This window comes from Candidatus Nitrospira nitrosa, from assembly GCF_001458735.1.
GTDB lineage: Bacteria > Nitrospirota > Nitrospiria > Nitrospirales > Nitrospiraceae > Nitrospira_D > Nitrospira_D nitrosa.
In genome coordinates this window covers 1,017,355-1,043,091 of the sequence record NZ_CZQA01000001.1, presented here as the reverse complement: position 1 = coordinate 1,043,091, position 25,737 = coordinate 1,017,355, and the positions used below count along the sequence as shown (strand labels likewise).

At 53.4% G+C, this 25,737-nt stretch carries 26 protein-coding genes; 15 read left to right on the top strand and 11 right to left on the bottom strand.

Annotated elements, in window-relative coordinates; all coding sequences use genetic code 11:
- Positions 1 to 230 precede the first annotated feature (230 nt).
- From COMA1_RS04980 to COMA1_RS04935, 10 genes are all read right to left on the bottom strand, one after another.
- The gene (locus tag COMA1_RS04980) at positions 231 to 2,813 is read right to left on the bottom strand and encodes a M1 family metallopeptidase (RefSeq protein WP_176697863.1); all 2,583 of its coding nucleotides are present in this window, start codon (positions 2,811 to 2,813) and stop codon (positions 231 to 233) included.
- Positions 2,814 to 2,952: 139 nt separating this feature from the next.
- Positions 2,953 to 3,651: a ribose-5-phosphate isomerase RpiA gene (gene rpiA, locus COMA1_RS04975; protein WP_090744617.1), complete on the bottom strand. Its 699-nt coding sequence runs from the start codon at positions 3,649 to 3,651 to the stop codon at positions 2,953 to 2,955.
- Entirely contained in the window at positions 3,648 to 4,718 is a 1,071-nt protein-coding gene (gene glk, locus COMA1_RS04970) for a glucokinase (protein WP_090744614.1), read from the bottom strand. The genes rpiA and glk overlap by 4 nt, the downstream gene beginning before the upstream one ends.
- Positions 4,719 to 4,743: 25 nt before the next feature.
- Positions 4,744 to 5,493, bottom strand: a complete 750-nt coding sequence (gene pgl / locus COMA1_RS04965) for a 6-phosphogluconolactonase (RefSeq protein WP_090744611.1) — start codon at positions 5,491 to 5,493, stop codon at positions 4,744 to 4,746.
- Between the two features lie 3 nt (positions 5,494 to 5,496).
- Positions 5,497 to 7,188, bottom strand: a complete 1,692-nt coding sequence (locus tag COMA1_RS04960; RefSeq protein ID WP_090744607.1) for a glucose-6-phosphate isomerase — start codon at positions 7,186 to 7,188, stop codon at positions 5,497 to 5,499.
- Between the two features lie 230 nt (positions 7,189 to 7,418).
- Complete coding sequence (locus COMA1_RS04955; protein ID WP_090744603.1) at positions 7,419 to 8,402, bottom strand: IS30 family transposase; 984 nt, start codon at positions 8,400 to 8,402, stop codon at positions 7,419 to 7,421.
- A gap of 71 nt (positions 8,403 to 8,473) precedes the next feature.
- Positions 8,474 to 9,109 carry a hypothetical protein gene (locus tag COMA1_RS04950; protein WP_090744600.1) on the bottom strand — a complete coding sequence of 212 codons (636 nt, stop codon included), beginning with the start codon at positions 9,107 to 9,109 and terminating at the stop codon, positions 8,474 to 8,476.
- Between the two features lie 27 nt (positions 9,110 to 9,136).
- Positions 9,137 to 9,775 (bottom strand): L,D-transpeptidase, encoded by a 639-nt coding sequence (locus COMA1_RS04945; RefSeq protein ID WP_218055304.1) that lies wholly within the window; start codon positions 9,773 to 9,775, stop codon positions 9,137 to 9,139.
- 10 nt (positions 9,776 to 9,785) lie between these two features.
- Positions 9,786 to 10,919, bottom strand: a complete 1,134-nt coding sequence (locus tag COMA1_RS04940; RefSeq protein WP_176697862.1) for a L,D-transpeptidase family protein — start codon at positions 10,917 to 10,919, stop codon at positions 9,786 to 9,788.
- A 7-nt stretch (positions 10,920 to 10,926) separates the two neighbouring features.
- Positions 10,927 to 11,538: a hypothetical protein gene (locus COMA1_RS04935; protein ID WP_090744594.1), complete on the bottom strand. Its 612-nt coding sequence runs from the start codon at positions 11,536 to 11,538 to the stop codon at positions 10,927 to 10,929.
- Between the two features lie 420 nt (positions 11,539 to 11,958).
- Here COMA1_RS04935 and rpmH point away from each other — a divergent pair, with 420 nt between their 5' ends.
- From rpmH to COMA1_RS04880, 11 genes are all read left to right on the top strand, one after another.
- Positions 11,959 to 12,096 (top strand): 50S ribosomal protein L34, encoded by a 138-nt coding sequence (rpmH, locus tag COMA1_RS04930; RefSeq protein WP_080886085.1) that lies wholly within the window; start codon positions 11,959 to 11,961, stop codon positions 12,094 to 12,096.
- Positions 12,097 to 12,208: 112 nt separating this feature from the next.
- Entirely contained in the window at positions 12,209 to 12,601 is a 393-nt protein-coding gene (rnpA, locus tag COMA1_RS04925; RefSeq protein ID WP_090744592.1) for a ribonuclease P protein component, read from the top strand.
- A gap of 7 nt (positions 12,602 to 12,608) precedes the next feature.
- Positions 12,609 to 12,818, top strand: coding sequence for a membrane protein insertion efficiency factor YidD (gene yidD / locus COMA1_RS04920; protein ID WP_090744589.1), 210 nt, complete (start codon positions 12,609 to 12,611; stop codon positions 12,816 to 12,818).
- Positions 12,819 to 12,859: 41 nt separating this feature from the next.
- Positions 12,860 to 14,557, top strand: a complete 1,698-nt coding sequence (gene yidC, locus COMA1_RS04915) for a membrane protein insertase YidC (RefSeq protein WP_090744586.1) — start codon at positions 12,860 to 12,862, stop codon at positions 14,555 to 14,557.
- A gap of 50 nt (positions 14,558 to 14,607) precedes the next feature.
- Complete coding sequence (mnmE, locus tag COMA1_RS04910) at positions 14,608 to 16,053, top strand: tRNA uridine-5-carboxymethylaminomethyl(34) synthesis GTPase MnmE (protein WP_141654223.1); 1,446 nt, start codon at positions 14,608 to 14,610, stop codon at positions 16,051 to 16,053.
- A gap of 9 nt (positions 16,054 to 16,062) precedes the next feature.
- Complete coding sequence (gene mnmG, locus COMA1_RS04905; protein WP_090744581.1) at positions 16,063 to 17,943, top strand: tRNA uridine-5-carboxymethylaminomethyl(34) synthesis enzyme MnmG; 1,881 nt, start codon at positions 16,063 to 16,065, stop codon at positions 17,941 to 17,943.
- Between the two features lie 68 nt (positions 17,944 to 18,011).
- The gene (rsmG, locus tag COMA1_RS04900; RefSeq protein WP_176697861.1) at positions 18,012 to 18,695 is read left to right on the top strand and encodes a 16S rRNA (guanine(527)-N(7))-methyltransferase RsmG; all 684 of its coding nucleotides are present in this window, start codon (positions 18,012 to 18,014) and stop codon (positions 18,693 to 18,695) included.
- Positions 18,696 to 18,715: 20 nt separating this feature from the next.
- A complete protein-coding gene (locus COMA1_RS04895) occupies positions 18,716 to 19,492 on the top strand; it encodes a ParA family protein (protein WP_090744575.1) in 777 nt (258 codons plus the stop codon).
- The gene (locus tag COMA1_RS04890) at positions 19,470 to 20,318 is read left to right on the top strand and encodes a ParB/RepB/Spo0J family partition protein (protein WP_090744571.1); all 849 of its coding nucleotides are present in this window, start codon (positions 19,470 to 19,472) and stop codon (positions 20,316 to 20,318) included. Before COMA1_RS04895 ends, COMA1_RS04890 begins: the two co-directional genes overlap by 23 nt.
- Positions 20,319 to 20,476: 158 nt before the next feature.
- Positions 20,477 to 20,968, top strand: a complete 492-nt coding sequence (locus tag COMA1_RS04885; RefSeq protein ID WP_176697860.1) for a bactofilin family protein — start codon at positions 20,477 to 20,479, stop codon at positions 20,966 to 20,968.
- Between the two features lie 121 nt (positions 20,969 to 21,089).
- Positions 21,090 to 21,533, top strand: coding sequence for a bactofilin family protein (locus tag COMA1_RS04880; protein ID WP_090744565.1), 444 nt, complete (start codon positions 21,090 to 21,092; stop codon positions 21,531 to 21,533).
- Between the two features lie 90 nt (positions 21,534 to 21,623).
- Here COMA1_RS04880 and COMA1_RS21785 read toward each other — a convergent pair whose 3' ends face one another.
- Positions 21,624 to 21,749, bottom strand: coding sequence for a hypothetical protein (locus COMA1_RS21785; RefSeq protein ID WP_281176220.1), 126 nt, complete (start codon positions 21,747 to 21,749; stop codon positions 21,624 to 21,626).
- Between the two features lie 48 nt (positions 21,750 to 21,797).
- On the opposite strand from COMA1_RS21785, the gene mnmA reads away from it, so the two are divergent.
- From mnmA to COMA1_RS04860, 4 genes are all read left to right on the top strand, one after another.
- Complete coding sequence (gene mnmA / locus COMA1_RS04875) at positions 21,798 to 22,889, top strand: tRNA 2-thiouridine(34) synthase MnmA (protein WP_090744561.1); 1,092 nt, start codon at positions 21,798 to 21,800, stop codon at positions 22,887 to 22,889.
- A gap of 122 nt (positions 22,890 to 23,011) precedes the next feature.
- Positions 23,012 to 23,296 carry a twin-arginine translocase TatA/TatE family subunit gene (gene tatA / locus COMA1_RS21780; RefSeq protein WP_281176219.1) on the top strand — a complete coding sequence of 95 codons (285 nt, stop codon included), beginning with the start codon at positions 23,012 to 23,014 and terminating at the stop codon, positions 23,294 to 23,296.
- Positions 23,297 to 23,362: 66 nt separating this feature from the next.
- Positions 23,363 to 23,662: a twin-arginine translocase TatA/TatE family subunit gene (tatA, locus tag COMA1_RS04865; protein ID WP_090744558.1), complete on the top strand. Its 300-nt coding sequence runs from the start codon at positions 23,363 to 23,365 to the stop codon at positions 23,660 to 23,662.
- Between the two features lie 229 nt (positions 23,663 to 23,891).
- Positions 23,892 to 25,619: an alginate export family protein gene (locus COMA1_RS04860; protein ID WP_245630849.1), complete on the top strand. Its 1,728-nt coding sequence runs from the start codon at positions 23,892 to 23,894 to the stop codon at positions 25,617 to 25,619.
- Positions 25,620 to 25,737: the final 118 nt, after the last annotated feature.

Below are 25,737 nucleotides of genomic sequence, written 5' to 3'. Positions count from 1 at the left end.
GATAGTGAGCTCAGAAGCTCTTGGATTTTGGGCTGTTGCAGTCCGCCAGGATCCATCTGACTCGTGGTCGCCCGGATAGACTTCCCGACGCCTCAGACGCTCGTATCCTGACATCATGTGACGGCCTGCAAGCTATCAACTCTTTGAACATAGTAGGCAATTGCAGTATACAGACATGAACAGGCCAACCCCATTTCGAAGCAGGGAGCTCTGCTTCTATCCCTTGAGGTCTAGTACTTCAACGCGTTGAGTAGTGTCGTGTAAAGAGTAGTTCTTTCTCGTTCTCGGAACGACACGGCGACACAAAGTTGCTCCAAGTATTGCTCAAGCGTTTTCCCTCCTAGATCGATCTTGCGATCGGTAAAGAACTGGCGTACATCCCTCTCAAGTTCCGGTGTCGCCAAACCCACGATGCCCCCGCACATCCGCCTGAGGCCTTGTTTTGGAAACAGCTTGTCCATCTGGTCCCAGTTCGCTTTCACAAAGTCCCAGGCCGGTTCGCGTCCATACACGTTGGCCATCAACGACCCCACGATGAAGGGAGCGTCTTGCGTACGGATCTCGCCGTTAATAGTCCGGGCTAATGTGCGCCCAACAAGCTCCTTGGGATGGAATGCCGCGAGCGCGAAGAGGTACCGCCGTTCTTCTTGGGGAGTCTGCGCGCTGCGGTACCGTTCTGAAAATTGGTTGTAACGAGCTTCATCTCCGGTATAGGCCAAGATGGCTACCAGGGCCGGAACGATGTTCACATCAATGATTGCTGGATCCTTCTGGTATTGCTGATACCGCTCCGCTGCCTGCCGCTGTATCTCGGGATCATTACCAAGCCGACCGAGTGTACTAAGGAGATCCCCGCGTAATTGCCGGATGAGATCTGATTCGCCTGACTTTGGCTCCCATCCTAAGTCGTTGACTGCCGGTGCGACCCTACTGCGCACAAAGGTCTCCAGCGCCGGCCGATTTTCCGGTATAACGATCCGGTTCAAAAACGAGAACGACTCCAGCAATACGGCCCAGACGTTCTTGTCCCGTTCGCGCTTGAAATGTGCAGTGAGCTGGAGATAGTCCGCTAGCGGCATGATCCCCGCCACTGTCGTGGCCCACGCATCGCTGACGAGAATGAAGCGTTCAATGGCCGCGAGACGTTCAAGTCCTTGATCGAGAAGTTGCTGCAGGAGCATTCCCTGATAGCGGACACGATAAAACCCATGTCCTCCTTCGTTGACAAGAATGGAGGTGACGCCAACCGGCAGGCTGATACTCGTTTCCCGTTCCGTCAGCAACAGTTTGCGGCGTTCCGTACGATCTCCGATGGTAAGACGAATCTGAACCGGAATTTGCCAGAGCTGGCCCGCAGTTGAAGCCTCCGTGATATAGGTGAATCGTCGTTGCGAGAGCCTCAGCTGATTCCCCTGCACTTCCGCCGTGATTAGTGGGAACCCGGGCTGAAAGATCCAGCCGTCCATCAGTTCGGGAACGGGCTGACGCGCGACTGCACCGAGCGCGGTCCAGAGATCCTTGGTATCGGCATTTCCATAGGCATGGGTGCGAAGATACTGTCGCACCCCGTCTCGAAAGACGGTCGGGCCGATATGCTGCTCAAGCATCCGAAGGACCGACGCTCCCTTTTCATAGGTCAGGATATCGAACATCGCGTCCGCATCCTTCGGCGCGTGCACGGGATATTCAATTGACCTGGTACTCACGAGCCCATCGACGGAAAACGCCGCCGCTCGCGCCACCGCAAAGGACTCCCACCGCTTCCACTCCGGTTTCCAGGCATCGACGGCCAACATCTCCATGAACGTGGCAAAGGCCTCATTGAGCCAGAGGCCGTTCCACCAAGACATGGTCACCAAATCGCCGAACCACATGTGGGCGTTCTCATGGGCCACGACGTCAGCGATACGTTCCAGTTCGGCGTGCGTACCTGTCCGTTGGTCGACGAGGAGCGCGGTCTCACGAAACGTGATGGCTCCAAGATTCTCCATGGCGCCGGACGCAAAGTCTGGAATGGCTAAGAGATCCAACTTGTCGCCAGGATAGGGAACGCCGTAGTAGTCCTCAAAAAATGCGAGCGAGGCGACTGCAATGTCGTGCCCAAATGGCGTGAGGGGCTGCTTGCCCGGTATGGTCCAGAGTCGCAGAGGTGTCTTTCCAACGAAGCGCGGTGGTGTCCCCTCGATCCGACCTACCACGAAGGCCACAAGGTATGTCGACATCTTAATGGTCTCCGCAAACCGTAGGACCTTCTTGTTGTTCTCGATGGTCTCTGAGATCACAGAGGTGTTTGAGACCGCAGTGAGCTGTGGATCAATGACCAGTGTGGTCGCAAAGACGGCCTTAAAAGCCGGCTCATCCCAGCAAGGAAACGCTCGCCGCGCATCAGTCGCTTCAAACTGAGTCGCGGCCAACGTCTGCGTCGCTCCGGACGCATCTTTGTACGTACTGCGATAGAACCCACGGAGTTTGTCATTCAACTTACCGTGAAACGTGAGATGCACCTGCCAGTCCCCCGGCGTGATCGATTCGCCGAACGTCAGCCGTGCCCGTTGTGTCTGTGGCTCCATCTCGATCGATGCCTTGAGTGCCGACCCGTGCTGTCGTTTCACCTCAGCCGATTCAATGACCAGATCCACGGCATTCAACAGAATCGTCTTTGTCGCCTGTGTGACCATCACGGCGATGGTCTCATGGCCCAGAAATGTGGCTGCCGCGAGGTCCGGCTCAAGCCGCAACTCATATCGAGTTGGAATTACGTGGCGTGGAAGTCGATACGGATCAGTACTGGCTGACATATCTTCAATAGTCATTTCGTCACCTTGTGGTCTGGTGGTTGTTGTGGCACAGACGGATTTCAATGGTAGCACGGTATACGCGATGGAGAGGGAGAGAAGAACGCGGGTACGTCGCCCGATCCTAAACAACAGATCTCGTCTGCTGAGCAAGCGCTTATTTCCCCGCAACATGCAATATTTGAACGCCTGTCGCGGTGCCGACGATGAGGATATGTGTTCGATTGACAAACAGTCCGGTTTCTACCACACCGGGAATCAGGTTCAAGGCCGTCTCCAGCTCGGCCGGTTGATCGATGCGGTTCAGATGAACGTCGAGAATCAGGTGGCCTGCTTCGGTCTTGAACGGCGCGCCATTGCGCTCTCGAAGCGCCACACGACCACTCGTCAGCGATTCAATCTCGCGGGCGGTACTCCCCCAGCCGAACGGAATGATTTCGATTGGTAAGGGGAATGATCCTCCGAGGACCGGAACCTGTTTCGTCTGATCGACCATCACAATGAATTGTTTGGCCGATGCTGCCACAATCTTTTCTTTTAAGAGCGCGCCACCCCCGCCCTTGATCAAATTGAAGTTTGGATCGACCTGATCGGCGCCGTCAATGGCTACATCAATTTCCCAACGGTTCGCTGTATCGATCAGTGGAATCCCCACCTGTCTGGCAAGCTCCGCGGTTTCCAGCGACGTGGGTACAGCGCGCAGCTTCATGCCGGCACGAACTCGTTCCCCGAGCGCGATGACCAGATGCTTCGCGGTCGATCCTGTTCCTAGTCCGACCACCATCCCGTCTCGGACAAAGTCCAGGGCCTTGAGGGCGGCGGCTTTCTTAAGATTTTCGAGATCGAATGCACTCATGGCCTGGAGGCGAAAGATAGAGCCCCTGCAACCGATGCGGCCCCGAGCAGAGCAGTCTGTTGATTCATAATGACTTTCACCGGCATGTTATTAAGGAGTTTCTTATAACGCCCCTTGTTCAGAAACCCTTTCATGAAGGTTCCATCTTTGAGTTTTGCGATGAGCTTCGGTGCAATCCCCCCTCCCACGTACACTCCATCCAGTGAGAGCGCCTTCAAAGCGAGATTCCCAGCCTCCGCCCCGTAAATCGACGCAAAGAGTTCCAGGGCCTGCTTGGCAATTTCCGCTTGGCCTTGGAGACCGGCTTGCGCAATTTCTGCTGCTGGATTACCGGCCTTTATTTTTTCCATAAGCCATGTGGGCTCATTCTTCTTCGTGTCGCGTAGGAACTCATAGATCGCGTGGAGCCCCGGCCCTGACAGAATGCGTTCATAGCTCACGTGAAGGTACTGGCTTCGTAAATAGCGAAGCAGGTCGATTTCCTGATCATTGTTCGGCGCAAAATCCGCATGCCCACCTTCTGACGGCATGGGTCGATACGATTTGCCGTCCCAAAACAGAATGCCCTCCCCCAATCCGGTCCCGGCCGCAATGAGAGCAAGCGCTTGCCGCTTTTTGGGAGGATGCCCCACATTCAACACTTCCAGCTCGTCCGACCGCAGCGACAGAATCCCATACGCCGTGGCTTCCAAGTCGTTCAACAACTGCACACGAGGAATCGCAAATCGAGCCGCGATCGTCGGGCCATCCACGACCCAGGGGAGATTGGTCGTCTCGCAATGGTTATCGATGACCGGGCCCGCAATGCCGAAGCAGGCTGCTGATAGCGTCACCGATCCAGATGGCCGTTGGTCTCTTGTATCGCTGCCCTTCTCATTTTCAGTCGACGGGGATGCAAGGCCGGAAGATGCTCTTGGCGGTGTGAGAAATTCAACCAGAATATCTTCCAGCGAAGTATAATCCGCACTGGAAAAACTCTCCAGGCGTAGTGGTTCTACTCGCTCGGTGGTCCAGTCATAGAGCGCCAGATTCGTTTTTGTTCCTCCGATGTCTCCTGCGAGAATCATGTGCGTTTTTGTTCCTGTCGAAATCCTATTTGGATTGAGCTCCAGCCGCTGGATCAAGCATCCAGACTAACTGACTTGATTCCGGTGCAACCCGCGCTGCCGGCAAAGAACGATCCCCCTCCGTTTCCGGCTTGATCACTCGGCGAACCATGCTCGCCTTACCGGCACCGGTGACCAGGAACAGTATCACAGCTGCCTGGTTCAACACACCTAGAGTAAGGGTGATACGAGACGGAACCCCTGTGGGTGCCTGGCCAACTGTGACCAGCTTGTGCTGCTCCTGCAATGCTGCGGTTCCTGGAAAGAGTGAGGCGGTGTGCCCATCGTCGCCAAGGCCGAGGAGGACAAGATCCATACACGGCACTTGTGGAGCAGGACTCTTGGTCAGACGTCGAATACTCTCTTCGTACTCTCGAGCCGCGGCTGCTGGATCTCCAAGCTCCCCCTTCATCCGGAAAATCTGATCAGCGTGAATGTTGAGGGGGTGAAATAGCATGGCGTGAGCCATCTTGAAATTGCTGTCCGGATGGTCTGGCGGGACACAGCGTTCATCGCCGAACAGGAAAATAGTTCGTGACCAATCGAACCGCGCGCTCCATTCAGGAGTTGCCAGGATTTGATAGATCGTCTTGGGCGTGGATCCTCCGGAGAGGGCCATGATAAACCGGCCCTTGGTCTGAATGGCTCGTTGACCGATGGACGCAATGAGCGCTGCGGCATTCTGCTCCCATTCATGAATGGAGGGGGCAATGCGGATGTCCGGGGTGTTGGGCATATATTAGCGGCGATTGATTGTCCGGCGCTTCTTTAGGGTGGTACGACGTGAGGTGGTTGTCGTCCCTGTCAGCGCCGCTGTAATGGCCTTCACCGTGGCAGCTTGGTCACGGCCCAATTGAACACGAATCGCCTGCCGATGGTGTGCGCGGAGTGATTCGATGTCACCGGTCGCCTGTGCTTTCGCTAATGTTCCGAACGTGAAGGGCTTTGCCGGAATGGACAGGTCCGGTACCATGCCATCAACGAGTTCCAAGAAGACACCCGTATTGGGTCCGCCCTTATGCAGCTGTCCTGTTGAATGGAGATAGCGTGGTCCATATCCAAACGTGGTGGCGATCTTATATCGCGCCATGAGAGCTTGGCGAAGACGACGTATGGCCGCCTCGAACAACTTGCCTGGAGTCGTGTAGGCCAGGATCGAAACATAGGTGCCTGGCTGGAGAAGGCTTGAGATGGCTTGTGCCGCACCTTTCGCCGGATGACTCGTTTGTTCCTGAAGCCGTCCTGTTGAGTGGAAACTTTCCAGAACCCGATTCGTGTTGTCTTTACTCTCCTGGACATTCGGCTGGTCGAATGGCTGGATACCCAGAAGGTGACCCGCTACCGCTGTGGCAAATTCCCAGCGGAAAAATTCAGCCCCGAGGTCATAACGGTCTCGGAGATCGAATTGCAGCACCGGATGCTTGGCCTTGACCAATGCCTGAACGGCACGGTCCAGTGCTTGATTCTTATCCCCTTTCAGCTTGAGATAGACAAAAAATCGATCAGTGCCATAGGCGCCGGGTTTCAAAAGCGGTTCCTGTGCGATGGGAATGAGACCTGTGCCCTCCTTCCCGGTGCTCTCCGCGAGCAACTGTTCTGCCCACAGACCAAACGTTGACAGAGCCGGTGATGACAGAACCGTTACCTTATCCCGTCCCGCCTTTGCCAGGCTCCCCATCGCGGCCCCAAGGTATGCCCCTGGATTGGAGCGCGCGTCATCCGCCTTGCGACATTGTTCTGCCATGCCGGCTGCGCGATCGAGGAGACGCATGATGTTGAGTCCCAACAGTGCCGCCGGTACCAGGCCAAAAAGCGAGAGGACCGAATAGCGACCACCGATGTCCGGCGGATTCGAAAAGATTTGTCCGAATCCATACTCCTTGGCCATTTGCTCCAAGCTAGTCCCTGGATCGGTAATCGCGACAAAGTGCTTCCCCCCATAATTGCCCTTCGCCTTCGTCACGAGGTTCCAAAAGTGACCGAAGAGCGACATGACCTCGATCGTTCCACCTGACTTACTGGCGACCAGAAAGAGCGTTCTTGTTGGGGTGATACTCTTGGTCACCTGTCGAACCCACCCTGGAACGGTTGTGTCCAGAACCCAGAGACGCGGCGATCCCTTCTGCGTTCCAAACACTGTGCGGAAGACTTCAGGCCCTAGGCTGCTTCCGCCCATCCCTAGCAGCACCACATCTTTAATTTTCAGATCGTGAGCGGCCGCAACACATTGTGTGAGCTGCTCATGTTGTTGCCGCATCTGGTCATGCACGGTGAGCCAGCCAAGCCGGTTAGAAATTTCTGTGGGCTCTTGTTTCCAGAGACGGTAATCTTTCTGCCACATGCGCTCCACCACTTGATTCTGAGTGAGTGCATCAAGAGCGGGAGTGATCGTAGATTGGAAAAGTGGTGGAAGCTGGTCATTCCTGCGCATAGGCACGGGCCTCCTCTCGGATTGAATCCTCATTACGGATTTGGCGGGGACTGTGATCGTATCTTATTGATCCAGTGAGGAAAAGGCAACGCAAACTGAATACCGGGTCTCTCTACCTAAGGAAGCTCTGATTAATACGAGGGTCTAGGGAGAAGGGAGTTGAATCTCCAATGTTTTGAGAGGTGGATGACCAATAATCGGAAGAAATCACAAGCGGTGCATTCAAGATCCTAACGCAACAGGTGGTGAAATGCATGCGCGGGGCTGTGCCAGTTCAGAATTTTCCGTGGCCGATCGTTGAGCATTGCCTGCACTCGCTTGATCTCGCCTCGTGACACCTTGTTAAAGTGGGTCCCGGCGGGAAAGAACTGCCGTAGGAGCCCGTTGGTGTTTTCGTTGGTGCCCCGTTCCCAGGGAGAGTGGGGATGCGCAAAGTAGACCGGCATCTGTGTCTGGGTGGTAAAGCGCCGATGGTCGCGCATCTCCTGCCCCTGGTCATACGTGAGAGACCGGCGGAGCTGCGGCGGCAGTGTCCGGATAGCCCGGACAAAGGCCCGTCGTACGGCGGTCGCATGCTTGGCCTTCAGCGGGACCAGCAGGGTAAACCGTGTTGTGCGTTCGACGAGCGTCCCGAGCGCCGAGGCATTGGCATGGCCGACGAGCAAGTCGCCTTCCCAATGGCCCGGCACGACACGCGCAGCTACTTCGGCTGGTCGGTCATCAATGCTGACCATCTCCTGGACGGCATGCGAGGAGAGCCGGACCTTGTGGGGCCGCCGAAAACGATGCCGCCGCCGGAGGTGCCGAGTGAGGGCGCGCTTAACGGTGTCGGGGGGTAACCCATAGAGATAGCCATAGATGGCTTCATGCGAAATCTGCCTCGCGGGATCTTGAGGATACTGCTGGCGCAAACTGTGGGCAATCTGTTCTGGCGACCAGCGTTGTGCCAGTCGGGCCAAGACCGCTCGGCGGAGTCGGAGGTCCGCCGCAAGCTTCCGGGGTTTCCGTGGCTGATGGGCCCACCGAGTCGCCCGTTGATGGGCTGGCACCGCGCGATAGGTCACCGGGCTGGTGCGGTGCCGAGTGAGTTCACGTGACAGCGTGCTAGGCGCGCGCTGCAGGGCGTGAGCCGTTGCACGTAAACTATACCCGGCGGCGAACATGCGACTGAGTTCTTCACGTTCCATAAGAGTCAATCGGTGATAGTGTCCCATGTACAACTCCTTGGTTCCTGGAATCTCCAGGATACAGGCGTTGCACTAGGACCTTGAACCCACCAGCTTCCCTAATCTGAAGCCCGTCTGATGACCACCGCCATTCCATCCACCAACGACCAGGCGAGGGATTGCGAATGGCCACCGGAGAGAGTGAGTTGGAGCTGCCCATTCTGCTTGGAGGATGGATTAGAAAATACTGTGCCGGCCCAGGTCTTGGTCTGACGCCACCATGCCTTACTCAGGAACAACGCCCCCCTCAACAGATTATCCTCTGCGGCGGAAGGAACAACCGTGATGGTAAGGGTTGGAGTGAATATCAGCACATAGTCGACCGGCATATCGGCTACCGAAATCGGTTCCTGCTCAGCCCCTGCACCCGGTTCGATCTTTCGCCTGACGACGGCCGGTCTCGTCGTCAGCTTATGAATGCCCTTTAGATGGTCCGGTGAATTTGAGGCCCATGAGATGATGGGAATCCGATGAAGATCAATCCCTCGGCTCTTTATGTGAATGATCTTTGTCGCTAGATCGATGAGGATATAGGTTTGCGGACGCGCGGCAAGCTTGACCTCGTCCTCAAGAACCCTGGTCGCTTCTTTGATTGCCTGGCCGTTGGATAGGTTCAGATCGGGAAAGGCCTCAGGCTCCTTTCCCCACCCCGGTGTGGCAAACGTGAGTAGGAGAAGAATAGCGCAGAGGTTCATCGGCAATGTCTGCGCGTACTCGGTGGATTAAAAGATCATGATCGGCGTCCCCACTCGAGCGAGTTTGTAGACACCTTTCAGATCGTTGTCGTTGAGCCGAATGCACCCATGCGTCACGTTCTTTCCCAACAACCGAGTATAGAGCGTTCCATGGATAAAGTACCCCTTGCCGAACCCCAGCGCATAGTCACCGAGCACACCGGGCTCCGCCCGTTCTGCCGCATTTTTGGGTACGTCGAGTCCTTCTTCGACGAACGCCCAGTCCGGCTTAATCCACGTGGGATGAGTGATTTTTGACTGAACCAGAAACTCTCCACGCGGCGTATCGAAGATCCATTGATTGTTACCTTCACCGGGCTTGTCAAGAATTGTCCCGCTTCCCGTTGACGCAATGGCATCCAGCACGATTTCATCCTGACGCTTCACGTAGAGGCGGTTTCGAGCTGTATCCACCAAAATATAGGGCTGATTAGGCATGAGCTGAACCAACTGTTTGGAAAGCGCTTTGTATTTGGCCTGGAGCGTACGAAGGGAGCCTTTATCCTCAGCAAGTGGTCGCTGAACCTCTTGACTTGTACCGGATGTGGGAGGGGTCGTCGTCGGGACATTCATCACCAACAGGATGATGAGCGTGACCCCGAATGTCGCAAGAAGGATTCGCGCCATCGGTAGAGGTTTAGATTTCTTCTTTGCTACCATGGAGTTGTGCCAAGACCGATGCCACCGCATTTTGCTTGCTTAACGCACCGACGATGGTGACCGGTGTCCCAACGGGGACGCTCTCATAGAGAACACCCATGTTCTGGTTATCAAGCATGACGCACCCGAGCGTGAGCGCCAGCCGTTCGTTGTCTGCACCATGGATTTCAATCTGCCCTCCAATGCCCTTGGACGGTGCGATTTTTCCCGACCGCTTGGCAAGCTGGAAACGCCGTCGATCCTCGCCGTTGGGGTAGTCCAACGCCAACGCCCGGTAGAATTGTGTCTGGCCTTGGCCCCGTCTCTCGGTGACATGATAGCGCCCCTCTGGCGTCGCACCGTCTCCCTGGAATTGCTTTTCAAGCATGCCGTTGAAACCCAAGCGAACAGGGTATGATAACACCCTCCGCCCACTCTTGTAGAGGCTCAGCTCCCTCTCCGCTTTGCTCACCACAATCGCGGTTGCCTGATGAGTACGCGACCAATCGATGGTCTGCTTGGCCAGCGTCTGCCAGTATGCGATTCGACTTTCGTCTGCGTAACGCCCCAATTCTTGGCTGAGTAAAGACGTTTGTACTTTGAGCGCGTGATCGGCCTTTTCGGCAGCCTGCATGGCACGCGGGTAGTCTTTTTGTTCCAGAAATGATCGCGCCTGCTTGACGAGGAGATCCGTCTGAACGGCTTTTTCTCCGAGCAGAATGCGTCCATCAATCGCCTCGGCCTTGGTTGCGACGCTGCGTAGCTGGCTTTCCAGGCGAGTCACCTTCGTTTGCATGGCGCTCTGTTGTGAGACCTGCCGATCGTGGAGTTGTGAAACGGTGCGCTCCCCCATGATGTAGAGCCAGCGGAGATCACTTTCAAGATCGCCTGACTCCCAAGGCCAGCGAATCACATCGTCGTCCAGCTGGGTGCGAGCTTTGAGCAGGGCCCATTGTCGAACAAATTGGCCGTACTCTTCAGGAGCAGTTTCTGGAGCGCGCAGGGCGATGAGATCTTGATCGATGGCTTCAACAGCGGCAACCAAATCGGGAGGGACAGCTTGTACACAGCCGGCCAAGCAAGCCGTACAGAGCATTGCGGCGACTGTCTTATATGTGTGCACTCCTCCCATGCCGCGATTATCTTTTCCGTCCAGGTTTACCTCTCCCGACCTTCGCGAGGGCATTCTGTATTTCGGTTGAAACGGCTTGGCTCATGTCGTGAATGGCCTTGGCTTGAGTTTGTGCAGCTGGAAAGTCTTCTTTGTCGATCGATGCCTGAACCTGTTTGAGCAACGACTTTAAACCTTCCACATCATTCTTGATCGCTTCCACTGCGGCACGATCCTTCCCAACAGGAGCCTTGGCAACTAGATCTTGAGTCGCTCTCACAGCCTCTTCCGCAACCTGTTGAGCCTGTAATGCCGCCGCTTTGGCCTCTTCCTTCTTTTGAGCTGATGCGGCCTTTATTCGGTCACTCTCTGCCTTGGCTGAAGCGGAGAGTTGTTGCGCTTTGTCATAGTCCCGAAACAGTCCGAATTTCCCTTCTTGATCTGAGACTTCCTTCCTCATGGCTGCCAGAGTCCCTTCCAGCTTGGCATAGTCCTCCGCAGAATATGTAGCCGCTCCGCTTTCCTGGGCCTCTTTCAGAGCCTTTTCGGCCTCTTGGACCTGCTGAGTAGGGGGGTCTGCACACCCTGCGGTAAGGGCAAGGGTCAGTGTTATCGATACAAGGGCTACTCTTCTCACCATGCTGTGGGTCCTCCTTAATAAAAACGATTCTTATACCTAATTATATGTCGATCTTCCTGAATAAGTCAGCGCACTAAATAAACAGGTCAGTGCGCTCGACTGGGGCATACTAACACACCTAAAACAGCGAGCAAGCCCAATGCCACTCGTCGTATTTGTTCTTGAATCATGACCCCCTTCTGTTTCAGCCACTTGTACAGGAGATGCTTGCCTTGTCACGATGGGTTTTGTGGCATTCTGGTGAGCGACCACAAAACCGCCTCAACAGAAGCAGAGCGGACTGCATAGATATAGATATGGGGTCCTTACGATCCATCACGAGCCACACGGCCATGAAATTGACAGACATCATTGGCTCCCCTATAATCCACCGTTCATTTCATCCTTGTTTCGCTAAGGTTGGGGAAGGAAAGGGAAACCATGTCGTTTACATTTCAGCAGCCGTCCAATTTAAAGAAAAAACGTGAGCATGGGTTTCGAAAACGCATGAGCACAAAAAACGGGCGTAAGGTCTTGGCGCGCCGACGCGCGAAAGGACGCGCTCGGCTGACTGTCTAAGTTGTTGTCTCGGGTTATGCAGGTGTTCTTCGTGTCGCTCCCCAATCTCTTGCGTTCCCGTTAGAGCGTACGCCCACCTACCAGTTGCGATCTTCTCCGGGGTCAAGAGCGGATGGGATACGACAAAGACACACCCCCTTATCCGGTACCACCCAAGATACACAAACATGCTGGTATTTTCCTAAAGAGTCACCGAGAGATCCAAGCCGTCAAACAATATGGTCGGCGCATATCGACAGTGCTCTTCAACCTTCAGGCCTACAATATGAACGAGGCGCCGACTCGAATTGGAATTGTCGTTGGAAAGCGATTTGGGAATGCGGTCAGACGCAATCGTGCCAAGCGCGTGTTTCGCGAGTTGGTGAGGGATTCTTACTCGGAATTGGTTGCCGGACGTGGAATCCTCATCTTCCCTAAAAAGGACGTTCTCTTGTCGTCGCGGAAGGATTTAATTCACGCCTGGAAGACGTCCCTGGAGCGCATGCGCCTTCTTCGCCCTGATTGAGATTAGCATGAAACAAGTGTTTCTATGGGTTCTACAGGGCTACCGGCTGGTGATCTCACCGATGTATGGTCAGACTTGTCGTTTTCATCCGTCATGTTCACGTTACGCTTCGGATGCTATCGCCAAATACGGCGCCTGGCATGGATTCTGGTTAGCCTGTGTCCGACTGCTGAAGTGTCACCCTTTCCATCCTGGAGGGGAAGATCCAGTCAGGTAGTGATACAAGCCTCACTTCAATAACGAAAGTATAACCTCCACATGGAAAAGCGCCTGGTTGTCTTCTTAATACTCTCGGCCGCGATTGTCTTTGGATATGAATATGCCCTCAAAGGATTGGGGTTGCTGCCGCCACCAACCGTTTCAGATTCTACGGTAGCAGTCCCTGATGAGTCGGCCTCTGCTCCCGGCACCAGTTCAGGAAACCAGCCGGCGCCTCCTACGGCAGGGAAAGCTGCGGAATCACCTGGCACCCTACGTATTGATAACCCAAAGGTGCCCTCCGCTCGCACAGAGTCTGTCGCTGCAGAAGCAGTTGAGGTAGAGACCGAGCTCTATCGTGCCAAGTTCACCTCCAGAGGAGCCATCCTGACAAGCTGGGAACTGAAACGATATCGCAGCAGCTCTGATGCAAAGTCTTTTGTCCAGCTCGTTCGACAAGGGGGAAAATTTGCTGCCCCCCTCACCGTTACAACCGACGACGCGACGCTGGCGAAGGATTTGAGGGAAGGTTTCTACAGGGTGGAGAAAGATTTTACGACCTTGGACCGGGATCACCCCACTGGCCACCTCACGTTCTCCTATAGCAACCCTGGTTCCAGCGTACTCCTTGAAAAACAACTTACTTTTCATTCTGACAGCTACATCGTGGACATCAGCTTGACGTCCAAAGGACTGACAGGGCCGCTGAAAGTCGAATTGGGCACTAATTTTGGCGTCGTGGAGTGGGGCGAGGGCTTTATCGGTTCCGTAGGGACGGTGTCGTTGATCGACGACAAGCTTGTTACCGATGCTCCGGAATCCGACACGGAGCGTAAAGGTGCCTTGGCTTGGACGGCCTTGCAGGATAAGTATTTCATGTCCGCGCTTATTCCAAAAGGGAGTGCCTCCGCTTGGCCGAAGAAACAAGGTGAGAAACTCGTATCCACCGGTGTTCACATGGGCCTCGATCCATCAGGCGCCCCGCTCACGTTACAGCTATTTGCGGGACCGAAGGAGTTCGACACCCTTCAAAACTTGCACATCCGACTTGAGGATACGATTGATTTCGGATGGTTTCTGTTCGGTAGCTGGGACACGGTGCGGGCTGTGGCCAAACCAATCTTCTCTGTACTTCGTTCCATTAATGAGTACACCCACAATTACGGTCTCACCATCATCCTATTGACCGTTGCAATCAAGCTGTTATTCGTCCCCTTGCAGTACAAGAGCTACTCGTCGATGAAACAGATGCAGACTATCCAACCGAAGGTGGCTGCACTCCAAGAGAAGTTCAAGGATGATCGTGACCGTTTGAATAGGGAGCTGATCAAACTGTACCGCGACCATAAGGTCAATCCGGTGGGTGGCTGCCTCCCGATGGTCCTTCAAATGCCGGTGTTCGTGTCGCTGTTCAATATTCTTTACATGACGATCGACCTTCGCCAAGCGCCCCTGGGCCTCTGGATCACTGATCTGTCCGTTCAGGATCCCTATTACATTCTGCCCATTATCATGGGAATCAGTATGATGGTGATGCAGAAGATTCAGCCCACCACGATGGATCCAGCCCAGGCGAAGATGATGTTGATGCTGCCCGTCGTCATGACGTTCCTGTTTATTAATTTTCCTGCTGGTTTAGTCTTGTACTGGCTGACCAACAACGTGTTGTCCATCGCCCAGCAGTTTGTCACGGACCGGTTCTTTCTTAAAAATCGATCAGTGGCTCTGACTGCGGATGAGCCGAGCAAGCAAAAGTGAAGTTCCCTGGGCTGGCCTCATACGACTAGGCGTCACGACTATGGTGGATCGTGCCTATCGATGGAGCAACTGAGGACACAATTTGCGCCATTGCAACCCCGATGGGTGAGGGAGGCATTGGGATCATCCGCATTAGCGGTCGGCATGCAACAGACATCGCCTCAAAAATTGTGAGGCTCCGCACAAACGGAACCCTCATCACCCTCCCCTCACATACTCTCCATCTTGCGGATTTGATCTCGGCTCCTCATGCCAATCAGGCCGGTCATTCCCATCCATCGGTGATGCATGAAGACATTATTGATGAAGGCTTGGTTGTCTACATGAAAGGGCCACGCTCGTTTACCGCTGAGGATGTGGTGGAATTCCATTGCCATGGCAATACGACGGTACTCCGTCGCGTCTGTGAGTCTTGCATTGCAGCTGGTGCTCGCTTGGCACAACCTGGTGAATTCACGAAGCGGGCTTTCTTGAATGGTCGATTGGATCTGTCTCAAGCTGAAGCAGTGTTAGATACCATCAAGGCAAAGTCTGAGTTTGCTCTTGGCATTGCTCAGCGGCAGCTCCGTGGAGATTTGGGACGTTATGTGCAGGAATTACGCACTAGCCTCTTATCGCTTCAGGCACGGATTGAGGCTGAAATCGATTTTTCAGAGGAAGAGATTTCTTTCGTCACTCGAGATGAGCTTAGAACGAGCCTCCGGCATATCGCGAGCCAGATACAGAGTGTCTTGGACACCGCCCGAACCGGTCGTGCTTTGCGAGAGGGAGTACGAGTAGTGCTCGCTGGGCCTCCGAATGCGGGGAAGTCCAGTTTGTTCAATAGCCTCATTCGTGACAATCGTGCGATTGTTACCGATGTCCCTGGAACGACCCGCGATCTTATTGAGGAAGCAGTTATCTGGAATGGGCTCCCAATCACACTGGTGGACACCGCTGGTTTACGAGACACGGTAGATCTGGTGGAACGGGAGGGAATCAAGCGATCTAGGGATGCTCAAGCGCAGGGGGACTTAATTATCTATCTGGTCGATGCCGGTGAGGTTCAGAAGGCCGGAGTTTCTGAGTTTCCCTTCCCACAGCTGGAACCTAAGCATCTGGTCGTTGTAAACAAAATAGATGTATTGACATCGCTCACCATACAGCCTCTTTGTGAGGAGGTTGAAAAACGTTTATGCCAGCGCATTCTCCCCATTTCCACACAAACTGGTGAGGGTCTTGAGCAGCTCAAGATGGCCATCACGTCTCGCTTCCTTACGGCAGCCTTTGAATCCAATGAGGCGGTGGTGATCACGAATGTCCGTCATCGTGTGGCATTGGAGCAGGCCATCGCTGCTATTCAACTAGCCTTATCCTCCATCGAGAGAAAAGCGCAGCCCGAACTTCTGTCCGTGGATCTCCACGATGCGGGAGATGCCTTGGGAGAGATTATTGGGAGTATTACCTCGGACGACGTATTGGAGCGAATATTTTCAGAGTTTTGTATCGGCAAGTAGGGAGAATTCGTGGCACAGACGTTTGACGTGATCGTGGTCGGAGGAGGACATGCAGGCTGTGAAGCGGCTCTGGCTTCGGTGCGAATGGGTGCCACAACCTTACTCTTGACGATGGACCTTTCCCGCATTGCCCAGATGTCGTGTAATCCGGCCATTGGTGGGATTGCCAAGGGACACCTCGTCAAGGAAATCGACGCGCTAGGCGGCGAGATGGGCCGAAATACCGATCAATCCGGCATCCAGTTTAGATTTATCAATACCAGCAAGGGTCCGGCGGTCCGTGCTTTACGGGTTCAGTGTGATAAAGCGCTGTATCGACATGCGATGCAAAGAACACTCAAATTAGAACCTCTGCTGACGATGGCGGCGGGTGTTGTCGATCGATTGTTGGTGCACGGTGGAGCCGTGACCGGAATTGTCACCGGGTCGGGCGAGACGATGTACGCGAAAGCCGTCATCCTGACATCAGGTACTTTTCTTAAGGGACTTATCCATATAGGCATGCAACATTTCCCGGCTGGGCGCGCCGGCGAAGCCTCGGCAGAACGGCTTTCTGATTGCATGCGAGACCTTGGTTTCGAGCTCGGCCGATTAAAGACCGGAACGCCGCCCCGCTTAGACAAAGAAACCATTGATTTCTCCGTGATGGCTCCCCAATCTGGTGATACACCGCCTCCTTCATTCTCCTATCGCACGCAGGCCATCACCACGAAGCAGATTCTTTGCCATTTGACGTATACAGGGCAGGCAACACACGAACTGATTCGGCAAAACTTAGATCGTTCCCCGCTGTACAGTGGTGTGATTGATTCCACCGGCCCTCGCTATTGTCCGTCGATCGAAGACAAGGTCATACGGTTTGCCGATAAGGAACGGCACCAGATTTTTATCGAACCAGAAGGCCTAGACTCGAACGAGTTCTACCCAAACGGCATTTCAACAAGCCTGCCTGTCGATGTTCAAGCCGCCATACTCAGAACCATCCCGGGCTTGGAGCACGCTAAAATACTTAAGCCTGGCTATGCGATAGAGTATGACTATTTTCCTCCTCGGCAACTGTACCGAACGCTTGAAACCAAATTGGTGACTGGGCTGTATCACGCAGGTCAAATAAATGGGACCTCAGGATATGAAGAAGCGGCTGCGCAAGGCTTGGTCGCCGGGATTAATGCTGTCCTCAAAATCAGAGAACGCCCACCCTTTGTTTTGGATCGCTCCCAAGCCTATATAGGTGTGCTGGTGGATGATCTCATCACTAAGGATGCCTATGAGCCTTACCGAATGTTCACTTCAAGAGCTGAATACCGATTACTGCTTCGACATGGGAATGCCGACCTTCGTCTCATGGAGATCGGATACGGCCTTGGCCTAATCCCGATCGTCGAGTATGAAAAATTGGTTCGTAAAAGGGAACTGATCGAATCGGAGATTTCAAATCTACGGATTTCAAGACCGAAATTTACCGAACAGATTAGCCTGCGGACAAGGGGCACCTATCTTGAAAATGCCTCTTCTGTCCAATCTATGGCCCAGTTACTTCGCAGGCAAGAAGCTCGTTATCATGAGCTTATGAATATTTTTGAAATACAACCAGTGGATGATGATATTGCCGAGGAAGTGGAGCTTCAAATCAAATACGAAGGATATATACAGAGGCAAGTGCGCCAAGTTGAAAAGGTCAGGAAGTTTGAGAAAAAATCGATACCCAGTTCGTTTGATTACAACATGGTCTCTGGTTTTTCACGTGAGGTCCGTGAAAAACTTAACCGTGTAAAGCCTGAGACAGTCGGCCAGGCATCACGAATTTCTGGAATTACCCCAGCCGCCATCTCTTTACTGCTCGTGGCAATTGAAAAAAATAGACGGCAAATTCACGAGTACAATGCTTAACTACCTGAAAATTCTTGATAGCTACCTTTTCTATTGACCTCCTCTCGGTATCAGCGTAATTGTTCCACGTGGAACAACCTGGAGAACTTGAGCAGCTACTTCATGAAGGCGCAAGTGAAATTGGCATCACGATTGAACCGTTCCATGCGCAACTATTTCTTCTGTATCTGAAACAGCTCAAGATTTGGAATCAATCATTCAATCTCACTGCCATCACTAAAGATGAGGAAGTGATTGTCAAACACTTCATTGATTCACTAGCGGCGCTAAAAGCCGTGAATATCGGAGCTGGCTCCCATATTCTTGATGTCGGTGCTGGAGCAGGCTTTCCAGGAATCCCATTAAAAATCATCAGAACAGATCTTAGCGTGACATTGGTTGAACCAGCCCACAAGAAATCAGCATTCCTGCATTTCATTGTTGGCCTCCTACGGTTAAAAGGCGTTGATGTTTTTCAGGGGACTATTGAGCGATTCAGTAGTATACGTCCAGCCGGAATCACCTACGACTATCTAACAACCAGAGCACTTAATCCCTCACTTATTTTTCAGAAAGCGCGGTACTTACTGAATGAAGGTGGCAAAGCGATTATCTATTCAGCTAGGCCATTTGATAGAAACTTATTACCTCGAGATTGGAACTTTGCGGGCGACTACACGTTCGAATTACCTCATGCCTATGGATCTCGAACTGTCTCAACATTCTCATATCGTGTCGACTTATCCCCTCACGCTGTTCCACGTGGAACATAATTTCGCCTAGGAGTCTTCTCGTGGGAAAAGTTATAGCGGTTGCTAATCAGAAAGGTGGTGTGGGAAAGACAACCACTGCCATCAATCTATCAACAGCAGTGGCTCTTGAGGGAAAAAATGTATTATTGATTGATATGGATCCACAAGGAAATGCAACAAGTGGCCTTGGTGTAGATCAGAGGACATTGAAAAGCAGCACCTACAGCTGTCTTGTGAAAAACAGCACTATTCAAGAATCAATAATAGAAACAACTATTTCTGGACTCAGCCTCTTGCCGGCCAATGCCGATCTTGCGGGTGCCGAGGTGGAGCTCGCGAATCTGGAAGGACGAGAAGGTCATCTTCGGTCACTCATTGCTGAAATACGAAACAAGTACGACTTTATTCTCCTTGATTGTCCACCGGCGCTTGGCATTCTGACCATCAATGCTCTCACAGCAGCCAATTCTGTACTCATACCCGTTCAATGCGAATACTATGCGATGGAAGGTCTGACCAGACTCATTGGAAGCATCGATCTTGTCCGTCAATCATATAATCCACATCTAGAAATTGAGGGCATCGCCCTCACCATGTTTGATTCGCGAATCAGCCTTTCTCGACAAGTAGCAGACCAAGTACGCTCTCATTTTGCGCACAAGGTGTACCAATCGGTGATCCCCCGCAATGTCGCGCTTGCAGAAGCACCCAGTTACGGTCGTCCAGGCATCTTGTATAACATGGCATCCTCCGGGTCCCAATCTTACGTATCACTAGCTAAGGAGTTTATTGCCCATGGAGAAAAAAGCCCTCGGTAAAGGACTCGAGGCACTGCTGCCCGCCTCCCGGATGACCAGGACCGAAGACACCGCGGACGTACAACGGATCGCGGTCGATAAGATTGTTCCGAATCGCTACCAGCCACGCCACACCTTCCTTCAGCAAGAACTTGCTGAGCTGACGGCATCCATTAAGGAAAGCGGCGTTATTCAACCCATTATGGTCCGCCGTAAGGGCGACGGCACCTATGAGTTAATAGCCGGAGAACGCCGCTGGCGAGCCTCCAAAGAGGCAGGACTGACCGTCATCCCGGCTGTCCTCAAGAACTGTACGGATCAGGAAGCCTTACTCCTTGCGCTCGTGGAAAATCTCCAACGGGAAGACTTGAACCCGATGGAGACAGCTCGCGCCTATTCACGCATGATGAAAGAATTCGGACTGACCCAAGAAGCCGTTGCCACCAAGGTGGGCCGTGACCGTTCTTCGGTGGCAAACTTCATCCGGCTGACCCATCTCCACCCCGATCTGCAGCTTCTTGTGGAAGACGGAACCCTTTCCACCGGTCATGCCAAGGCGCTTCTCAGCCTGTCCACACCAGAATCGCAACTCCGCGTGGCCAAACTGGTGACAGCAGGAAATCTATCTGTGCGCGAGACAGAGAAGCTCGTCGAGGGATCCATCATCGGCAAAAAACAGGTCGGACGCACCGCCCACAGCACACAATGGCGAGATCTTGAAGAGAGACTGCAAAAACGTCTGGGAACCAAAGTGACCCTCCACCCCCAAGGTCAAGGCGGGAAACTCGTTATCCAGTACTTCTCCTCCGATGAACTTGACGGGCTCGTAGAAACTATCTTGGGTTAATACCGGGCCCACCCTACCCGCCCCTCCTAAACCACAATATTTTGCTCCCCCCTCTTCAACCACTAAATATCTACCCCAAACCAGCCGATATGGAACATAACGGCACCGCACCGTTTGTGCTGTCTGGGGCTACCCACATTGTGAGAGGAGGGGTTCGTATGTGGAAAGATAAGCAAGATGGTAGACGCACGGAGGACAAGGACTTGGATGCCATGAGCTCGGCACTCGATATGCCACGGCCCGACACCGGCCAAGAGGTCAGCGCCTTCGTCGGTAAAGGAGTCGTGTTCAAGGGGACCATCTCCTACAACGGCACCGTGCGAATTGATGGAACCCTCGAGGGAGAAATTCATACGGACGGCATTTTACTTGTTGGCGAAGATGCTATCCTCAACGCCAAAGTTACGGCCGGGACTATTGTGTGTAAGGGAAAGATCACCGGAGATATCACCGCACGAGAAAAGATGAAATTGCGGGCACCAGCAGTAATCAACGGTGGCGTCACCACTCCAATGCTCTCTATGGAAGAAGGCGTCTTATTCAACGGAACGTTGGAGATGGAACAACAGGCCCGCCCCGTGCACAAAGATCTCCCGATTCATTCCGTTGGAACCGCGAATGAGCCACCCGTTCGCAGGCTGACCGTCTAGCGGAATACCGTCGGAGTGGTGAGTGAGGGACGCACGGTAGCTTGCTACGAGCCTTATACGCCGTGTGCTACGTTCACCACTTCCTCGTCAACGGGCTTGTCACGAGGAGCAGAGAACGCTCATGTGGGCTATCGGAGAAAAACAAGTAACCGACACCGCTCCCGACGACAACTTTACCTTCCTCAGCAAGGGAGTCGACTTTCGAGGCAGCTTAAATTTTGACGGCACCATACGAATTGACGGTCGGGTGGAAGGAGAAATCACCACCAGTGGCACCCTCATTATCGGCGAGCAAGCCATCGTGAAAGGGGTGATCTCCGCGGGTGTCCTCATCACAAGCGGTAAAGTCAATGCCACCATCTCTGCAACAGCCAAAATCCAAATCCAGAAACCAGGCATCCTCATTGGCGATATCCGTACACCGGGCATCTCTATCGAGGATGGGGCTCATTTCCATGGCATGTGCGATATGGGTGCCCATAAATGGGTGGAAGAGCAGTCCTCCTCCAAAAACCCTCATGACACCACCACCTATCGGGGGAAGGCCCGTTCAACCAGCCTCTAGCCTCCCTAAACCTCGGGACAGTCCGGACGCTTTCGCCAGACTCATGGTCCCGAATATCAACGATGGACAACACCACCTGAAGCACAGACATCATGGACTGTCTTGCACGAGGGGTTGGACTTCCAACACGAAGTACCCTTCATGCTTGATGACCGGACGTGCGACGGATACCGTCGCGCCACCATTGCTGAAGTTCTGATAGACATCGCTACTCATAATGTAGACTAGCCCTTTCCCCTAGACCCTCGGTACAATGTCGATTCTATGAATCGGAAATCTGTGCTCTTAGGTATGAGCGGGGGCGTTGATAGCTCCGTCGCCGCTGCATTGCTCGTCCGCCAAGGCTATGACGTCCATGGCATCACCCTTCAGGTATGGGAACATGAAGACGACGCAACCGCCACATCAAAGAAGTGGCAAGAGCGAGGCTGTTGCAAGGTTGGAATCGCACGGCATGTCGCGAAACTCCTCGACATCCCGCACGAGGTCGTTGATACCCGGCATACATTTCGCCAGGCTGTCATCGACGACTTCATCCAAGGTTATACCACTGGTACGACACCCAACCCCTGTGTCCGATGTAATGAACGGGTAAAGATTCATACCCTTATTGAGCTGGCGCTACAACGCAGATTCGACTATGTGGCAACCGGGCACTACGCGCGATTGCATGACCACCGAAGATTCTTCGTCCTCTCACGGTCAGTCGATCCTCGAAAAGACCAAACATACTTTCTCTATCGCCTGCGGGCTGAATGGCTCCCTCGTCTCCTCTTTCCCTTGGGCAGTATGGAGAAAGCCGCAGTCTGGAGAGAAGCCGAGGCGCTGGGCCTCCCCGTGGAAGAGCTTAAGGAAAGCCAGGAGATCTGCTTCGTGAGTCAGGGTGATTATCGAACGTTTCTGGAAAAAGAGGCGCCCCATTCAATGAAGCAGGGATTGTTTATTGACCAGGAGGGCCGTCCACTGGGTCGACATGACGGTATTGCGTTCTATACACCCGGACAGCGTCGCGGCCTTGGTATTGCCACAGGCCAGCGTCTTTACGTTCATCAGGTACACCCGACCACCAATACAGTCGTGCTCGGGCCGGCCGAACGACTGCACTCAGAATGCACCGTCAACGACCTGAATATGTTTGCTCCCGATTTCCCATCTCAGAGTACAGAAGTGTACGTGAAGGTCCGGTATGCAACGCCGCCGACGCTCGCAACACTCACACCGCTGAACTCGTCGGCCTTACATGTCCAATTCAGCCAGCCCCAGCGAGCATTAAGTCCTGGACAATCGGCTGTATTCTATAGTGGAGACGATGTTCTTGGTGGTGGCATCATACAACCCTTCCCACCCTCGTCATGAAACCCTGCTCCTTGACTTGTCCCTGAATATTCAGATAGCCTCGGGGGGATAACGGGTGCGCAATTACACTACTCTGTCATGTCATCGACAGACACAGTAGTCCCTATCGATCAGAGGAAATCATGTTCGGCTCATTTGGTTGGATGGAACTACTCCTGATCCTGATTATTGTGCTGATAATCTTCGGTGCAGGGAAACTGCCCCAATTGGGAGAAGGGCTCGGTAAAGCCATCAAGGGTTTTAAGAAATCGGTTCATGAAGCCGACGCGATCGATGTCACGCCAGGCGAACAGCCTTTACATGGTGCCCCTCAGGCTAGCGCTGCTGCTCAGGTCGGCACGCACACTGAACCAACTCCATCGCCCGGGCCCGCGACCACCCAACCCACTCAGGTGAAACAAGGCTGACAGCCCACCCCCAGGTGGATGAACAAATGACGGGGCGCCGTCAGACAATTACCGCAATAACCAATCATGTTTGGACTGGGCGCAGGCGAGATCCTCATCATTTTGATCATCGCCTTTCTCCTCTTTGGACCCAAAGAACTGCCGGAAGTCGGTCGTCAAGTTGGGAAAGCCATCAGGGGCTTTAAAGATACGGCTGAAGATCTTCGCAAATCCGTCGAGCCGGAGCTCAATATGATACAGCAGGAAGTCAAAATGGTAGAACAAGACCTTCAGGCCTCCCTCAAAGAAGCCGAAGAAGAACTCACGGCCGAACCCAAGTCTGAAGAGACGAGTCCATCAGCATTATCTAAGTCCGGCCCCGTATGACCCAAATAGGCTCACCCAGCTTGACCACCCTCATAAAGGAGAAAGACAGCCGCCTCACCCACATCTCGTAGCTTCACACTCATCAAGATCTTCGTGACGATGGTTGGACACCCTGGCCCAGCTGTTCTCCCCCTCGGGTTCGTACGTAAATCCCTTGGGTTTTTGAGACCGCAACCAAATCCACCTGACGATGAGAGCACTAGATGATATCCGCCTGTCTAACGACATTATGGACACACTGAATGGTATGGGAACACCGAAGAAGTCCGGATACGCAAAGAACGCACTTGTACAATTCCTGACCGTGGTCAGTCTCTTCGCAGGTCATTCCACAGTACAAGCGGCCTTTCAACTCCCTGAGGGAGAAAAAATCACGAACCCCATCGTCATCGGGCGGGGTATTCCCCAGAAAGAGGCGTATGAGCCGTTCGATCCAAAGATCGGTCGCAATTTCAATCTGAAAAATCTCTGGATGCGTGCCGACATGCGTGTGAGACCAGAGTATCGGACCAATGTCTGCTTTGGTGGCGGTATTGGAGCCGCTGGCCAATGTAACGCACCCGGACTCGTTGCCAACAACCTTCCTGGCAAGGCAAACGACCAATTCGTCCAGCAGATGACTCGATTAGGTATCGGGTACGATCTTTCACCAGACGTCAATTTCTACATGGAATTCATCGACTCGAGAACATGGGGTGGGAATGGAACGCCCGTCGGTGCGAATGGCGCGGGAAATAATGGAGATCCTGCCATTCATACCTGCGGCTCGACCCTTGTTGGATCCACCCCCGCAAACGTACGACCTGCCTGCACCCTTGGAATCCGAGCCGGCTACATGCTGATTCGAAACTTTGCCGGCGTCCAAGGACTAGGACTCAAGGCAGGACGACAATACCTCGTCTTTGGAGATCAGAGCCTCTTCGGTCACTTTGATTGGGCCAATACCGGATGGTCATTTGACGGGGTGATGCTGCAGTATTCGACCAATATTATAGATACGCACCTCGGCTGGTTTCGTACAGCGGAAACCGATCTCCTGCAGGGCGCTACCCTCGGAAGCGGCGGACCGAATATCGGCGGCACTGGTCAGGCGAGAAATGCGGCTGGTGATGCGGATTTTATTATCTTCTACAATCAAATCAAGGCGGTACCAGGCTTTCTGATCGAACCCTTCTACATCTATTACAAAAACAATCTTGGAGGGGGCGATGTCTCCTTCCAAGGACTTGGGACTCCCAAGCATGGGAATCAAACCCGCCATGTCATCGGAAACCGGATTGCCATGAAAAAAGGCTACTTCGACTTCTCAAGTGAGGTGGTCTACCAATTCGGCCAGATGGGGGACACCGCCGGCAGTGCCAGTAGCCTCTGTGGTGATCCCGGAGGAGAAGGGAAATGTCTCCACATCAACGCCTGGGCTACCAGAAACTGGATCGGATACACAGCATTTAACTTGCCCGGTAAGCCTCGCATCGCATTCAATTTTGATTATGCGTCCGGTGACGGTCGTGCAAATTGCACATTATCGAACGGAGCCTACGGAGCATGTAAGACGGCCAATACCTTTGAAAATTTTTTCCCGACGAACCACATCCATATGGGGTACATGGATGTGATGGGATGGAAAAACATGATGAGCTTTTCAGGAAACTTCCAGGCCCGTCTCTCTCCGGATGATCATATCGAAATATGGTACACCAACCTCCATCTTGCCAATGCGAAGGACAATTGGTACCGAGCCAGTCAAGGTGTCTACGTCTTCTCTCAACCAGGTAATACCAAGACCCATATCGGAGACGAGGTGGACGTTGCTTTGACGCACTTCTTCATGCAAGGTATGGTTGCCTTTCAGGCAGGGTACGGTCACCTCTTTCCCGGTTCGTACATTTCTCAAAATCTCGGGCGACGAGCAGTTGGTCAAGACTGGGCCTATGCTCAGCTTTGGATCAACTTCTGATGGAGTACCGCGACAGCCTAGGGAGGAGATGGACAGACTCGGCAATCGGGAGTACTGTACTGGAAACTCTGGGCCTCGAGATCAAACCTCGCACAACTTCATTCAATTTAGCTGGCAC